This window comes from Stenotrophomonas sp. 1278, assembly GCF_029892765.1.
Classification (GTDB): domain Bacteria; phylum Pseudomonadota; class Gammaproteobacteria; order Xanthomonadales; family Xanthomonadaceae; genus Stenotrophomonas; species Stenotrophomonas indicatrix.
On sequence record NZ_JARXWD010000010.1, the window covers coordinates 53,373 to 66,867 of the forward strand.

Here is a 13,495-nt window from a genome sequence, read left to right on the forward strand (position 1 = left end):
AAACGGGAGCCCGCGATTGCGGGACGCGCTCAACTCACGCCCGGGGAGGACGTGCCAGTTCGTCCTGGGCGACCGCATAGGTCGCCGCATCGCCTGCATTCGTCCAGCGCGCCGGTTGCGGCGTGCCAAAGGCGGCGAAGGTGCTCGCCGGCAGGCTCAGGTTGGAGTGGTGGCAGTGGTTGTGGCTGCAGGCAGCGGCGTGCTTGCCGTCGTTGTCAGTGTCACCGTCGGCATCTTCGGCACCGGCTTCCACATGCACCACGGTGCTGTCGTGCGGTTCCACCGCACACGCCAGCACATCAGCCACCGGCACGACCACGAATGCCGCCATCAGCAGCATCAGCAGGGTCGAACGAAGGTGGCGGGCGATCCGGCGCATGGAGGGGAGGCTAGCAAGCGGTTTTCGGTGGATACAATATCAATGGCCACCTCGGGAATTTGTCGGCGTGTTCCGTTCAGGCGAGTGTCCGGGGGTAGTGCCGGCCGCTGGCCGGCAATCCTTGAACCCTGCTGGCGCAATGCGTTGCCGGCCAGCGGCCGGCACTACCGGTCTGCGGGCAGCTTGGCGATCACCTTGATCTCGAACTGGAACCCATACAGCCAGGTCACGCCGATGCCGGTCAGGGTCGGGTGCGGCGCTTGGCCCCAGTACTCGGGCACGATCGCCCAGGCCTTCTCGAAGTTCGTTTCCGGATCGACCAGGAACACGGTCACGTCGATCACGTCATCGAACGTGCAGCCGGCCGCGGCCAGCACCGCGTTGAGATTGTCGAAGGCGCGGCGGACCTGGGTCTCGAAGTCCGGTTCGGGCGAGCCATCCTCGCGGCTGCCGACCTGGCCGGAAACGAACAGGAAGCCATTGGATCGGATCGCCGGCGAATAGCGGTTGCGCTCGTACAGCGCCTGCCGGCCGGCGGGAAAGACAACATCACGGTGGGACATGGGACGGATTCCAGACGGGAGTGGACCATCCTCCCCACTGTCGCTGTCTGGATAAACCGTGATGATCGGTCTAGATTGATTGCAAATTCCAAACAATCACAGCCGCGGCCATGGACCGTTTCGAAGCGATGCGCGCGTTCGCCCGGGTGGTGGAGACCGGCAGCTTCACCCGCGCCGCGCACACCCTGCAGCTCAGCCGCACCACGGTCACCCAGCTGGTGCAGCAGCTGGAAGCGCATCTGCGGTTGCGGCTGCTCAACCGCACCACGCGCCGGGTCAGCGTCACTGCCGATGGCGCGGCGTATTACCCGCGCATCGCTCGCCTGTTGGCCGAGCTGGAAGAGGTTGAAGGGGGGCTGGGCGAGGCCGCCGCACAACCGCGCGGGCGCCTGCGCGTCGACGTGCCGGGGCCGTATGCGCGCCTGCGGCTGGTGCCGGCATTGCCGGATTTCCAGGCGCGCTATCCGGAGATCCAGCTGGACATCGGCGTCAGCGACCGCGAGGTCGATGTCATCGCCGACAACGTTGATTGCGTGATCCGTGGTGGCGCGCCTGCCGATCCCGCGCTGGTGGCACGACCGCTGGCGCGCCTGCCGATCGGCTTCCATGCCAGCCCGGGCTATGTGCAGCGGTTCGGTGTGCCGGAACACCCGCGCGCGCTGGAAGGGCCGGACCATCACACGGTCGGCTTTCTCAGCCCGCGCAGTGGCCGCGCCCGCGTGTTCACCGCGCAGCGTGGCGCCGAGCGCGTCGAGGTGCAGGGGCGCTATTCAATCGGCTTCGATGATGGCAACGCCTATCTGGCCGCTGGCCTGGCCGGCCTCGGCGTGGTCGCGCTGCCCAGCTACATGGCCGAACCGCATGTGGCGCGCGGCGAGCTGCTGCCCGTGCTGCACGATTGGCAGCTGCCGCCGATGCCGATGCACGTGATGTTCCCGCCGAACCGGCACATGAGCCAGCGGCTGCGGGTGTTCATTGATTGGGTGGTGGGGACGTTGGGCTGAGCCAGCGCTCGAGTGCGGCCACGCCGCATGCCACTCCATCCTCGTTCGCCATTGCAGCGCCCAGCGCGGCCGCCCGTGCGCGTGTATCCGCATGCTCGGCGAACGCCAGTGCATCGGCCAACACCTTCGGCTGCAACCGCTTGGGTGACAGTGGCGCCGGTGCCACGCCCAGGTGCTGCAGTCGATCGGCCCAGAAGAACTGGTCGGCGGCGAACGGCATCACCATCGACGGTATGCCGGCGCGGCATGCCGAATGCGTGGTGCCGCTGCCGCCGTGGTGGATCGCCAGTGCGCAGCGCGGCAACAACGCTTCATGCGGGGTCGGGCCGATCACCCGTACCGAGTCGGGCAGCGTCATGTCGGGCACGCCGACCCAACCGGGAAACAGCAGCACGCGGCGTGGCGCCAGCGCCGACAACAGCGCCGGCAACACGCGTTCGCGGTCGAAGCCGGTCATGCTGCCGAAGCCCAGGTAGACCGGCGGCGGTCCTGCATCGAGGAAAGCCTGCAGTTCGCACGACGGTTGCCACGGCGCAGCAAGGGCCGACCATTGGCCGCACACGAGGTGGTCGGCCGGCCAGTCCGAAGGCGGTGGCAGCAGCTGTGGCGAGATGCCATACAGCATCGGCAGGCCAGCCCAGAGGGAACGTCGAGGTGGCTGCCCGGCGTGCTGGCGGGCCGTGTTGATCGGGCCGCGGAACTGTCGCCAGATCAGGCCGTTGACCAGGCCATAACTGGCCCGGTTCAACCAGCCCGGCGAGCGTCCGGGCGGCAGGAAGGGCGAGCGGAACGCGCGCGTCGGCGTCAGCGGGATCATGCCGGCGCCGATCACCGGAAGGCCGCGACGCTCGCCGACGCTCATGCCGACGAACGCAGCTAGGCCACCGGTCAGGATCGCATCGCAGCCGTCGGCTGCAGCATCGGCCTGGCGCATCCAACCGGCGACATGTTGCAGCGCCATCCGTGCCAGCCCGGTGCTGGCGGCGGCAACGCCATTGCCGCGTGAGACCAGCGCCACCACTTCGTCGTGGATGTCGCCTTCCAGCGCGGCGTGCGGGACGCCCAAGGCCTTCGCGCTGTCGAGGGTGCCGCCGTCGGCCAGCAGCATGACCTCGTGACCGGCCGCGATCAGCCCATGGCAGAGCATGACCAGCGGGCGCGTATCGCCTTCGGTGCCGTAGGTGAGGGCCAGCAGTCGCATTGGAGCCTCCGCAGTGAATCACCAGTATGCCGACATCGCTGTGTTCGTCCGCGCTCCTGCCGACGCACCGCGTGGGACAATCCCGCCTCATCTGCCCCCGCCGCACGGGGCGCGCGCAACAGGATCCAGCACCGCATGACCGCACTGCCATCTCTCCCGTCCCTTGTCTGCCGCATGCCGGCCGCTGCATACCGGCGTGCGCCGTGAGCCGCGTCGTCGCACTGGACACCGAAACCACCGGTATCTCGCATCGCCTGGGCCATCGGGTGATTGAAATCGGGGCGGTGGAACTGGTCGATGGACAACTCAGCGGCCGCCAGTTCCACACCTACCTGCAGCCGCAGCGGAAGGTGGACTGGGGCGCGCAGCGCGTGCACGGCATCAGCGATGCAATGCTGGTGGGCAAGCCGCTGTTTGCGAGCAAGGCCGCCGAACTGCTGGAGTTCCTGCGTGGCAGCGAGATGGTCGCGCACAACGCCACCTTCGATGTCGGCTTCCTCGACAACGAGCTGCGCCTGGCCGGCATCGCCGAAGGGCTGGCCCAGCACTGCCGCGTGACCTGCAGCCTGAAGCTGGCCCGCAGCCGTTGGCCGGGCATGCCCAACAAGCTCGACGATGTGCTGCAGCGCCTGCGTATTCCCGGCACCCGCGGCCTGCATGGCGCACTGAAGGATGCCCACCTGCTGGCCCAGGTGGTGCCGCACCTGCGCTGAGGGCAGGGCGCCGCCATCGCGTTCAGGCGTGGCCTGTGGGTAAGTTGCGCAAGGGCTTGATTGCGTGCATAATGCGCGGCTCGCTGTGTCCGGTTTCGTGCCGGGCGGCGCCCCCGGGAGCACGTCCCCGGCCGCCCAACGCCAGCGTAACCCTTTGATTCTCTTGACGTGTGGTGGGCAACCATCGAGGCCGCCGTCTCCCGGGCTACGGGCTGACACAACTTACTATCGAGGTGCGCCATGTCCCGCGTATGCCAGGTTTCCGGCAAGCGAGTGCAGACGGGTAACAACGTCTCGCACGCCAACAACAAGACCCGTCGTCGTTTCCTGCCGAATCTGCACGAGCGCCGCTTCTGGGTTGCCAGCGAGAACCGCTGGGTGAAGCTTCGTGTTTCCGCGCATGCACTGCGCACCATCGACAAGAACGGTATCGATTCCGTTCTGGCTGAGCTGCGTGCGCGCGGCGAAAAGGTCTGAGGAGTAGACGATCATGGCAGGCAAGCGCGATAAGGTCCGTATGATTTCGACCGCTGGTACCGGTCACTTCTACACGACCGACAAGAACAAGAAGAACACCCCGGGGAAGATGGAATTCTCCAAGTACGATCCGGTCGTGCGCAAGCACGTCCCGTACAAGGAAGGCAAGATCAAGTAATCCGCAAGGATTGCGGGTCGCTTCCGAAAAAACCCGCCCTCGTGGCGGGTTTTTTTGTGCCCCCCCGCCCCCGGTAGGTGTCGACCTTGGTCGACACGTTCCGACCCCGTGGGTGCCGCCCGTTGGTCGGCACGCTGTCCCCAGTGCTGCTCGACTCTGCACACCCCGCTGGGCAGAATGGCCCCACACCTCCCAACGGGCGACGCGATGCTGTTCGAGTGGCTGCTGGGCTCGTACCTGCTGTTGATCGACTGGCTGATCCGGCTGGTGGCGCTGTGCTGGATCCCCACCCGCACTACGCCGGGCGCGGCGCGCAGCTGGCTGCTGCTGGTCGGCTTCGTGCCGCTGCTGGGTCTGCCGCTCTATCTGCTGTTCGGGCATCCGTGGCTGTCGCGCGAGCGCATCCGCCGGCAGGCCGAGGCCTCGCAGGTCATCCGTGAAGAACAGGCGCTGCAGCGCCGCCTGCGCTGGACGCCCAAGCCCGATTCGGCCAGCGCCGAAGTGGTGCCGCTGGTGCAGCGCCAGGGCGATTTCATGCCGGTGCACGGCAACGCGATCGACCTGCTGACCGACTATGACGAATCACTGCACACCCTGATCGCCGACATCGACCAGGCCCAGGACCGGGTGCACCTGCTGTACTACCTGATGTTCGATGACACGGTGGGCGAGGCCATCGTCGAAGCCCTGCAGCGTGCCGCAGCGCGCGGCGTGCAGTGCCGCGTGCTGCTGGATGCGGTCGGCGCCAAGCGGGGCCTGCGCGCATACAGCAAGCGGCTGCGGTCACGTGACATCGAAGTGCGCGCGATGCTGCCCGGCGGCCTGCGTTGGCGCCGCAGCGGACGCATGGACCTGCGCAACCATCGCAAGATCGCGGTGATCGACAACGAAGTGGGTTATGTCGGTTCGCAGAACCTGGCGCGCCCTGAATTCGTTGCCGGCCACCCCAACCGCGAGCTGGTGGCGCGCGTGCGCGGGCCTGCGGTGGCGCACCTTGAAGCGGTGTTCGCCAGCGACTGGTACATCGAAACCGGGCAGCGCCTGGAGGTCATCGCCGACGTGCCGGTGTGCAGCGAGGACATCGCCACCCAGCTGCTGCCCAGTGGCCCGGCCTACCCGTACAGCAACGCGCGCGATGCGGTGGCCGCGCTGATCCATCTTGCCCGGCGACGGCTGGTGATGGTCACGCCCTACTTCGTGCCCGACGAAGCAACGCTGAGTGCACTGCGCATCGCCGCGCTGTCCGGCGTGCAGGTGCAGCTGATCCTGTCGGCCAGCAACAACCAGCGGCTGACCTCGTGGGCGCAGGAGGCCTACTACGATGAGCTGCTGCGCTGCGGGGTGCAGATCGCGCTGTACGAGCCGCAGTTCCTGCATGCCAAGCACATGAGCGTGGACGAGGACATTGCCGTGCTCGGGTCGATCAACATGGATATCCGCTCGTTCGCGCTGAATGCCGAAATCGGCCTGATCTGCTACGACCGTCAGCTGGTCACGCAGTTGTGCGCCATCGAGGACGACTACCTGCGCCAGTCGCGCCTGCTGGACCTGGAGCAGTGGCGCAAGCGTCCCGCGTGGCTGCGCAGCCGCGAGGGCATCGCGCGCCTGGCCGATGCCTTGATGTAGGCCAGCGCCAGCCGGGCAGGGCCGATGGCCTACAATCGGCGCATGACTGATTCACCGCGTAGTGGCGAACTGGACCTGGCGATCATCGGCGGTGGTGCGGCCGGGGTGCTGGTGGCGATCCAGGTGTTGCGCCAGGCCCAGGCACCGCTGGCGCTGGCCATCTTCGAGCCGGCCTCGCAGCTGGCACAGGGCATTGCCTATGCCACGCCGTGGCCGGAGCACCTGCTGAACGTGCCGGCGGCGAAGATGAGCGCCTTTGCCGACCAGCCCGGCGACTTCCTCGATTTCCTGCAGGCCGCCAACGCGTACCCGGGCGAGGCGCGCGAAGTGCTGGGCGAACGCTATGTGTGTCGCCACTACTTCGCTGCCTACCTGCAGCAGCGCCTGCGCGAGGCCGAAGCGGCCAGCGCGGCGCGATTGCAGGTCATCGCCCAACCGGTGCTGGCGATGCAGCCAGATGACCACGGTTACCAGCTGCAGCTGGGCGATGGCCAAACACTTCATGCAGCGCAGGTGGTGATCGCCACCGGCAACAGCATGCGGCCGTTGCCGGTGGACGGCGTCGACGCGCTATCTGCCGATGACGTGGTCGAAGCCTGGGATTACGACGGCGTACGCACGCTGGCCAGTGACCATGCCCTGGCCATCGTCGGCTCCGGGCTGAGCATGGCCGACACCGTGCTGGCGTTGTTGGCCGGCGGCCATAGCGGACCGCTGCACGTGATCTCGCGCCACGGGTTGCTGCCGTTGCCGCACGCCCACGGCGGTCTGCCGGCGTTCGACCCGCAGGAGCTGCTGACGATGACCCTGCGCCGGCGTCTGCGCGTACTGCGCCAGCACGCGCGGCAGGCACAGGCCGACGGCATGCCCTGGCAGGGCGTGATGGACCGCATCCGCCCGCACGGCCAAGCGCTGTGGCAGAGCATGGACGCCGCCGACCAGCGCCGCTTCCTGCGCCACGTGGTGCGCTACTGGGACGTGCACCGCCATCGCATTGCTGAACCGGTGGCTGAGCAGTTGCAGGCGCTGCAGGCCAGCGGCCAGCTGCGCGTTCACCGCGCCCGCCTGCACCGCGTGTGGCGCGACGGTGATGCCCTGCGGCTGTCGGGCCGCGAGGCGGGCGGCGGCAACGTGCAGTGGACGATCGCTGCGGTGGTCAATGCCACCGGTGTGGAGACCCGCGCCTCGGCACTGCGCAATCCCTTGCTGCAGCAGCTGCAGGCCGATGGCCTGGCCCGCTCCGGGCCGCATGGGCTGGGCCTGGACAGCAGTGTACCGGGCGACCGGTTGTGTGCAGCGGGTGGCCAGCCACAGGCGCGCCTGGGGGTACTCGGCAGCCTGCGCATCGGCAGCCTGTGGGAAAGCCTGGCGGTGCCTGAACTGCGTCAGCAGGCGCAGGCACTTGCCACGCAGGTGGTCGCAGGAGCTGCGACGTCGATGCCGTAAAATGGAGGCATGGATGTCTCCCACTTGCTTGATGGCCTGAACCCGGCCCAGCGCGAAGCCGTCTCCGCTCCCCTCGGTCACCACCTGGTGCTGGCCGGTGCCGGGTCGGGCAAGACGCGCGTACTCACCCACCGCATTGCCTGGCTGCATGAAGTCGAAGGCGTGCCGACCCACGGCATTTTCGCGGTGACCTTCACCAACAAGGCCGCCGGCGAGATGCGCCATCGCATCGACGCGCAGCTGCCGCATGGCAGCCGCGGCATGTGGATCGGCACCTTCCACGGCCTGGCCAACCGCCTGCTGCGCCTGCACTGGCAGGATGCCAAGCTGCCTGAAGGCTTCCAGGTGATGGATTCGGACGACCAGCTGCGGCTGGTCAAGCGCGTGGTGCAGGCGCTGGAGCTGGATGACGGCAAGTACCCGCCCAAGCAGATTGCCTGGTGGATCAACGCGCAGAAGGATGAGGGCCGCCGCCCGCAGCACATCCAGCCCGAGCCGAACGATGCGTGGCTGGAAACCATGCGCCAGGCCTACGCCGAGTACCAGGCGCGGTGTGACCGTGCCGGCCTGGTCGATTTCGCCGAGCTGCTGCTGCGCGCGCACGAACTGCTGCGCGACAATCCGCCGTTGCTGTCGCATTACCGCGCGCGGTTCCGCGAGATCCTGGTGGACGAATTCCAGGATACCAACGCCATCCAGTACGCCTTCGTGCGCGTGCTGGCCGGGCACGAGGGCCACGTGTTCGTGGTCGGTGATGATGACCAGGCCATCTACGGCTGGCGCGGTGCCAAGGTCGAGAACGTGCAGGGCTTCCTGCGCGATTTCCCGGGCGCGCAGACCATCCGCCTGGAGCAGAACTACCGTTCCACCGCCAACATCCTCAGCGCCGCTAACGCGGTGATCGCGCACAACCCGGACCGCATCGGCAAGCAGCTGTGGACCGACAGTGGTGACGGCGAGCCGATCGACCTGTACGCGGCATACAACGAGATGGACGAGGCGCGCTACATCGTCGAGCGCGCACGGCAGTGGGTGCGCGACGGCGGCAGCTACACCGAAGTGGCCGTGCTCTACCGCAGCAACGCGCAGTCGCGCGCGCTGGAAGAAGCGCTGCTGAGCGAACAGGTGCCGTACCGCGTGTATGGCGGCATGCGCTTCTTCGAGCGCGCCGAAGTGAAGGATGCGCTGGCCTACCTGCGGCTGCTGTCCAACCGCAACGACGATGCTGCATTCGAGCGCGCAGTGAATACGCCCACGCGTGGCATCGGTGACCGCACGCTGGACGAAGTGCGCCGCGAAGCGCGCGCCCAGGGCATCTCGCTGTGGGAAGCCACCATGCTGGTGACCCAGGGCAGCGCACTGGCGGCACGAGCCCGCAATGCGCTGGCCGGCTTCCTGGTGCTGGTCAACGAACTGCAGGCGCAGACCCTGCAGATGACCCTGGCCGAGCGCGTGGACCATGTGCTGGTGCGCTCGCAGCTGCGTGAGCACTGGAGCAAGGAAAGCCGCAACGCGCTGGATTCGGAATCGCGCACCGACAACCTCGACGAACTGGTGTCGGTGGCCTCGCGCTTCGTGCGCCGTGCCGACGACATCGAGGAAGTGGGCGAGGACATGGACGAGCTGGTCGCGTTCCTGGCCTACGCGGCGCTGGAGGCCGGTGAGGGCCAGGCGCAGGCCGGCGAGGAAGGCGTGCAGCTGATGACGCTGCACTCGGCCAAGGGCCTGGAATTCCCGCTGGTGTTCCTGGCCGGCGTGGAAGAGGGGTTGTTCCCCAGTGCACGGTCGCTGGAGGAAAGCGGGCGGCTGGAGGAAGAGCGTCGGCTGGCCTACGTCGGCATCACCCGCGCGCGGCAGAAGCTGGTGCTCAGCTACGCCGAATCGCGGCGCATCCACGGCCAGGACAACTACAGCCTGCCTTCGCGTTTCCTGCGCGAGATCCCGCGCGAACTGCTGCACGAAGTGCGGCCGAAGGTGCAGGTGTCGCGGCCGGCGTCGATGGGCGCAAGCCGGGTAATGGGACACGCCGCCATCGAAACGCCGCCGATCAAGCTGGGTGCGCTGGTCAACCATCCCAAGTTCGGCGAAGGCATGGTGACCGACTACGAAGGCAACGGTGCCCACGCACGCGTGCAGATCGAGTTCGCCGACGCCGGCAGCAAGTGGCTGGTGATGGCGTATGCCAACCTGACGGTGATCTGATCACCGCCGGGGTCGGATCCCTCCCGTAGGAGGGCCCTGACCCCGACGCGATGGAAAGCAGCCGAGCACGGGCTCGGCTCTACAAAGGCGAGTGCTCATGACCCGCAACGTGCTCTTCCTCTGCAGCCAGAACCGCCTGCGCAGCCCGACGGCCGAGCAGGTGTTCGCCGGTTGGCCGGGCGTCGAAACCGCCTCGGCCGGGCTGCTCGCCGACGCCGAGGAAGTGCTCAGCCCCGAGCTGCTGCAATGGGCCGATCTGGTGTTCGTGATGGAGCGGGCGCACCGCAACCGGCTTTCCAGCCGCTACAAGGCATGGTTGAACGGCAAGCGGGTGATCTGCCTGGATATTCCCGATGACTACGAGTACATGGACCCGGTGCTGGTGGAACTGCTCAAGCGCAAAGTGATCCCGTTCCTGCGCTGACCCGGGCGGCGATCAGTCCTGCGCCTGCGGTTGCGCGGCCGTGTCCTGTTCGGACATCGACTGCTGCAGGCTGCTGCTGAAGCTCTTCACCGCGCGTTCCAGGGCGATCTCCCAGTTCTCCCGCGAGGCTACCTGGAAGATGTTTGCGCCATGGCCGGTAGTCGTGAAGGTGCGCGTCTGGCCATCCTTGCGTGCCGTCACCTGTACCGCGATGTCTGCAAGCATCTGCTGGGTGTACGTCGCGGCGCGCCAAACATTCACCGGAGCACTTACCGAAAAATCGTTCAGCGTGGCGTCCAGATGCGTACACGATGCCTCGCACTTGTCGGCAGTCCTGTAACCCATGTTGCGCAGCGCTTGGATCATGATCTCGCGTGCCTTGTCCGGGGCTGTGGACGTTTCGAGCTCCACCAGCACGCCATTGCCGGCACGGATGACACCACCGATGTTCTTCGCACGCGCCGCCGATTGCACCTGCGGGAAGTACTGGGGGCGGTTGTCACGCACCGGGGCCACCACCACCACCGGGCCCTGCTCCGGGTTCACCCGGATGTCCGGCACGTTCACGCGCACCACTTCGGTGCGGATGCCACAGCCGGTGAGCAACAGCAGCAGTGCCAGCGTAATGATCGACTTCATGTATTCCCCCTGTTGGAATGGTGTCCTTGCGCCGCGCATTATCGCTTGCACATCGCCTGAAAGGACGAGGCGCCGACGCCGCAAAGCAGCCGGGCATGGCACGGCTCTACAATAGCGGCCAAATCTCCCAGGAACGCCCTCATGACCGAACCCACGCTGCATGTCACCGTGAAGTTGAACGCCAGGCTGCAGCCCGAGCATCGCCATGAGCTGTTCGAGGATCCGCTGGACGCGCTGTTGCAGGCGGCCGATCTGGGCGGGATCACCGGAGGCGGTACTGCGATGTCCGACGAGGGCGAAGTCGAGTACGGCGATATCGAAGTGGCACTGGTCGATGCCGCGGGCGTGCCCAAGCTGGTCGACCTGCTGGAGCAGCTGGGGGCACCGAAGGGTTCGCAGGTGCAGGGCGCAGGCGAGGCCGACCGCAGCTTCGGCGTGACCGAAGGCCTGGGGATCTACCTCGATGGCCTGACCCTGCCGGACGAGGTGTACGAGCAGTGCGATTCGAACCACGTGTTCGAGCAGCTGTCCGAGCGCATCGATGGCCTGGGCGAGATCTGCAGCTGGTGGCAGGGCCCGAGCGAGACCGCGCTGTACATGTACGGCCAGTCGTTCGAGGCGATGCGTGATGCGATCGCTGAATTTGTCGGCAGCTACCCGCTGTGCCAGAACGCACGCGTGGTGCAGATCGCCTGAAGCTGCGGTTTCGGGTGGAGCAGGCCGGCTGCTCCAGGTGCCGGGATAGCGGCGGCTGCCGGCCAGCGGCCGGCACTACCGGAGCGCGGTCAGCGTGCCGGCTGCGCGGCCGCAGCCTGCTGAGCGTTGTCGGCCTTGGCCAGTGATTTGCCGAACTGGTAGCCACCCACGAGCAGGACGAAGGCAGCGACACAGGCCAGCACGATGATCAGGCCGGTTTTGGAAGTCGAGCGGGGGCGGTCCTGCATGGGAAATCTCCGTTCAGGTAGGGGGTCGCAGCCGGAGCATGCGCCGTGACCGGTGCACGCGCAAGCCGGGCCGTCGCGCTACCGGGCCGGCCCCCGCACCTGTTCCCAGTCCAGCCCGAACTTCGCCAGGTACTTGCGCAGGCGGTCGGCGTCGTTGGTGCTGGCGCGCTGGGTGCGCGAGACCGCAAACAGCTCGCGCCCGGCGGCGGACAGCGACTTCGAGCGTGCACAGACCCGCACCACTTCTTCCAGCTGCACGCGGTCGAAACGGTCCAGCGCGTCCACGGCCTCGCCCAGCAGGGCATCCAGCGGAGACGGCGCATCGCCGCCGCGCCACTGTGCCCGCAGGCGCGCGATCTCGTCTTCCACACCCTCGATCTGGATGCGCCCGGCGCTGGCCAACGTGGCCAGGCGCATGATCGACGCGCCCAGGTCGCGGAAGTTGCCACGCCACGCCGCTTCCGGGCTGGTGGCGAATGCGAGATAGCGCGTGCGCGCCTCGGTGTTGAAGCGCACCCGCGCATGCTGGTCCAGCGACCAGCGCTCCAGCTCGAACTCGATGTTCGGCTCGATGTCTTCCATGCGCTGCGCCAGCCCGGGCAGGTGGTACGTCCACAGGTTGAGGCGCGCCAGCAGGTCTTCGCGGAAGCGGCCTTCCAGCACCGACTGCTGCAGATCGCGGTTGGTGCCGGCGATCAGCTGGAAATCGCTCTCCACTTCGCGGTCACTGCCGACCGGCAGGAAGCGCTTCTCTTCCAGCGCCCGCAGCAGCATCGCCTGTTCGTCCTGGCCGAGTTCGCCGATCTCGTCCAGGAACAGCAGCCCTTGGTGCGCTGAGCGCAGCAGGCCGGCACGGTCGCTGGAAGCGCCGGTGTAGGCGCCTTTGGTGTGACCGAACAGGGTGCTCATCGCACCGTCGCCGCGCAGCGTGGCGCAGTTCACTTCGACGAAGCGACCGGGCAGCTGGTGCTTGAGCTTCTTCAGCTCGAACACGCGCTTGGCCAGCTGGCTCTTGCCGGCGCCGGTCGGTCCCATCAGCAGCATCGGCGCACGTGAGCGGGTGGCCACCGTTTCGATCTGCTCGATCATGCGGTTGAAGGCGGCGTTGCGGGTGGCGATGCCGCCCTTCAGCAGGTCGCGATCCAGCAGCTGCTGCTGGGCGAAGCGCTGGGCGATGTGGTCGTAGCGCGACAGGTCCAGGTCGATGATCGCGTACGTGCCGGCGGCACCGTCCTGCTTGCGCGGTGGCGAGGTCTGCAGCAGCCGTCCGGGGAAATGACGGCTCTCGGTCAACAGGAACCAGCAGATCTGCGCGACGTGCGTGCCGGTGGTGATGTGGACGTAGTAGTCCTCCTCCTCCGGCTGGAACGGGTAGCGCGCGAGAAAGTCGTGCAGGGAGGCGTAGACCCCCTCGAATTCCCATGGATCGGCCAGGTAGGTGTCGTGACGCTGCACGCTGATGCCCGGCGCGGCCTGCGCCAGGTCCTCGCAGACCACGCGCGCCAGCTTGCTGTAGCGGCGCTCATCCAGCAGCAGCTCGATGCGGTCGGGCAGGAAATCCTCATGCATGCCCAGCGAAACGGTCGGGCGCCACTTCTGCCAGCGGCCCGGACCCTCGCCTGCGTCGAGCTGGGTGCCCAGCATGCCGAATACCACCTGCCGACGCGCCATATCCATTCCTATAAAAGAGGCGCAGGAA

Annotated in this window: 15 protein-coding genes; 9 read left to right on the forward strand and 6 right to left on the reverse strand. The window is 67.3% G+C overall.

The features are described 5' to 3' along the window. Positions 1-34: 34 nt before the first annotated feature. Both M2299_RS11150 and M2299_RS11155 read right to left on the reverse strand, forming a co-directional pair. On the reverse strand, positions 35-379 hold the full coding sequence (locus M2299_RS11150) for a hypothetical protein (RefSeq protein ID WP_032976781.1): 345 nt from the start codon (positions 377-379) through the stop codon (positions 35-37). Between the two features lie 164 nt (positions 380-543). Next, complete coding sequence (locus tag M2299_RS11155) at positions 544-942, reverse strand: RidA family protein (RefSeq protein WP_059065633.1); 399 nt, start codon at positions 940-942, stop codon at positions 544-546. Positions 943-1,052: 110 nt separating this feature from the next. Between M2299_RS11155 and M2299_RS11160 the strand changes: the two genes are divergently transcribed. Further along, the gene (locus M2299_RS11160) at positions 1,053-1,946 is read left to right on the forward strand and encodes a LysR family transcriptional regulator (protein WP_280884354.1); all 894 of its coding nucleotides are present in this window, start codon (positions 1,053-1,055) and stop codon (positions 1,944-1,946) included. On the opposite strand, the gene M2299_RS11165 is transcribed toward M2299_RS11160, so the two are convergent. Further along, the gene (locus tag M2299_RS11165; protein ID WP_280884355.1) at positions 1,915-3,147 is read right to left on the reverse strand and encodes a glycosyltransferase; all 1,233 of its coding nucleotides are present in this window, start codon (positions 3,145-3,147) and stop codon (positions 1,915-1,917) included. The two genes, M2299_RS11160 and M2299_RS11165, sit on opposite strands and share 32 nt — an antisense overlap. A 203-nt stretch (positions 3,148-3,350) precedes the next feature. Here M2299_RS11165 and dnaQ point away from each other — a divergent pair, with 203 nt between their 5' ends. The 7 genes from dnaQ to M2299_RS11200 all read left to right on the forward strand — a co-directional run bounded on the left by dnaQ (position 3,351) and on the right by M2299_RS11200 (position 10,213). After that, positions 3,351-3,860 carry a DNA polymerase III subunit epsilon gene (gene dnaQ, locus M2299_RS11170; RefSeq protein WP_100437082.1) on the forward strand — a complete coding sequence of 170 codons (510 nt, stop codon included), beginning with the start codon at positions 3,351-3,353 and terminating at the stop codon, positions 3,858-3,860. Positions 3,861-4,100: 240 nt separating this feature from the next. Next, positions 4,101-4,337, forward strand: a complete 237-nt coding sequence (rpmB, locus tag M2299_RS11175) for a 50S ribosomal protein L28 (protein ID WP_005411638.1) — start codon at positions 4,101-4,103, stop codon at positions 4,335-4,337. Positions 4,338-4,347: 10 nt separating this feature from the next. After that, positions 4,348-4,515 (forward strand): 50S ribosomal protein L33, encoded by a 168-nt coding sequence (gene rpmG / locus M2299_RS11180; RefSeq protein WP_170272460.1) that lies wholly within the window; start codon positions 4,348-4,350, stop codon positions 4,513-4,515. Between the two features lie 207 nt (positions 4,516-4,722). Continuing rightward, entirely contained in the window at positions 4,723-6,141 is a 1,419-nt protein-coding gene (cls, locus tag M2299_RS11185) for a cardiolipin synthase (protein WP_032976786.1), read from the forward strand. Between the two features lie 24 nt (positions 6,142-6,165). After that, positions 6,166-7,587: an FAD/NAD(P)-binding protein gene (locus tag M2299_RS11190; protein ID WP_280884356.1), complete on the forward strand. Its 1,422-nt coding sequence runs from the start codon at positions 6,166-6,168 to the stop codon at positions 7,585-7,587. Positions 7,588-7,596: 9 nt separating this feature from the next. Beyond that, the gene (gene uvrD, locus M2299_RS11195) at positions 7,597-9,789 is read left to right on the forward strand and encodes a DNA helicase II (RefSeq protein ID WP_032976788.1); all 2,193 of its coding nucleotides are present in this window, start codon (positions 7,597-7,599) and stop codon (positions 9,787-9,789) included. A gap of 97 nt (positions 9,790-9,886) precedes the next feature. Further along, a complete protein-coding gene (locus M2299_RS11200) occupies positions 9,887-10,213 on the forward strand; it encodes a low molecular weight protein tyrosine phosphatase family protein (protein WP_099844158.1) in 327 nt (108 codons plus the stop codon). 12 nt (positions 10,214-10,225) lie between these two features. Here M2299_RS11200 and M2299_RS11205 read toward each other — a convergent pair whose 3' ends face one another. Then, entirely contained in the window at positions 10,226-10,852 is a 627-nt protein-coding gene (locus M2299_RS11205) for a hypothetical protein (RefSeq protein ID WP_080149560.1), read from the reverse strand. A gap of 141 nt (positions 10,853-10,993) precedes the next feature. On the opposite strand from M2299_RS11205, the gene M2299_RS11210 reads away from it, so the two are divergent. Further along, positions 10,994-11,548 carry a hypothetical protein gene (locus tag M2299_RS11210; RefSeq protein ID WP_099844155.1) on the forward strand — a complete coding sequence of 185 codons (555 nt, stop codon included), beginning with the start codon at positions 10,994-10,996 and terminating at the stop codon, positions 11,546-11,548. An 89-nt stretch (positions 11,549-11,637) separates the two neighbouring features. Here the strand turns inward: M2299_RS11210 and M2299_RS11215 are convergent, their stop codons facing one another. After that, entirely contained in the window at positions 11,638-11,796 is a 159-nt protein-coding gene (locus M2299_RS11215; protein ID WP_165780913.1) for a hypothetical protein, read from the reverse strand. Positions 11,797-11,874: 78 nt separating this feature from the next. Next, positions 11,875-13,467 (reverse strand): RNA repair transcriptional activator RtcR, encoded by a 1,593-nt coding sequence (rtcR, locus tag M2299_RS11220; RefSeq protein WP_025878051.1) that lies wholly within the window; start codon positions 13,465-13,467, stop codon positions 11,875-11,877. Positions 13,468-13,495 lie beyond the last annotated feature (28 nt).

Bases quoted from the DNA above. Each gene is read 5' to 3' on its own strand.
- M2299_RS11205 (WP_080149560.1), bottom strand. From the start codon at position 10,852: ATGAAGTCGATCATTACGCTGGCACTGCTGCTGTTGCTCACCGGCTGT.
- M2299_RS11160 (WP_280884354.1), top strand. From the start codon at position 1,053: ATGGACCGTTTCGAAGCGATGCGCGCGTTCGCCCGGGTGGTGGAGACC.
- M2299_RS11210 (WP_099844155.1), top strand. From the start codon at position 10,994: ATGACCGAACCCACGCTGCATGTCACCGTGAAGTTGAACGCCAGGCTG.
- M2299_RS11190 (WP_280884356.1), top strand. From the start codon at position 6,166: ATGGCCTACAATCGGCGCATGACTGATTCACCGCGTAGTGGCGAACTG.
- rpmB (WP_005411638.1), top strand. From the start codon at position 4,101: ATGTCCCGCGTATGCCAGGTTTCCGGCAAGCGAGTGCAGACGGGTAAC.
- cls (WP_032976786.1), top strand. From the start codon at position 4,723: ATGCTGTTCGAGTGGCTGCTGGGCTCGTACCTGCTGTTGATCGACTGG.
- M2299_RS11165 (WP_280884355.1), bottom strand. From the start codon at position 3,147: ATGCGACTGCTGGCCCTCACCTACGGCACCGAAGGCGATACGCGCCCG.
- M2299_RS11150 (WP_032976781.1), bottom strand. From the start codon at position 379: ATGCGCCGGATCGCCCGCCACCTTCGTTCGACCCTGCTGATGCTGCTG.
- rtcR (WP_025878051.1), bottom strand. From the start codon at position 13,467: ATGGCGCGTCGGCAGGTGGTATTCGGCATGCTGGGCACCCAGCTCGAC.
- M2299_RS11200 (WP_099844158.1), top strand. From the start codon at position 9,887: ATGACCCGCAACGTGCTCTTCCTCTGCAGCCAGAACCGCCTGCGCAGC.
- uvrD (WP_032976788.1), top strand. From the start codon at position 7,597: ATGGATGTCTCCCACTTGCTTGATGGCCTGAACCCGGCCCAGCGCGAA.
- M2299_RS11155 (WP_059065633.1), bottom strand. From the start codon at position 942: ATGTCCCACCGTGATGTTGTCTTTCCCGCCGGCCGGCAGGCGCTGTAC.
- M2299_RS11215 (WP_165780913.1), bottom strand. From the start codon at position 11,796: ATGCAGGACCGCCCCCGCTCGACTTCCAAAACCGGCCTGATCATCGTG.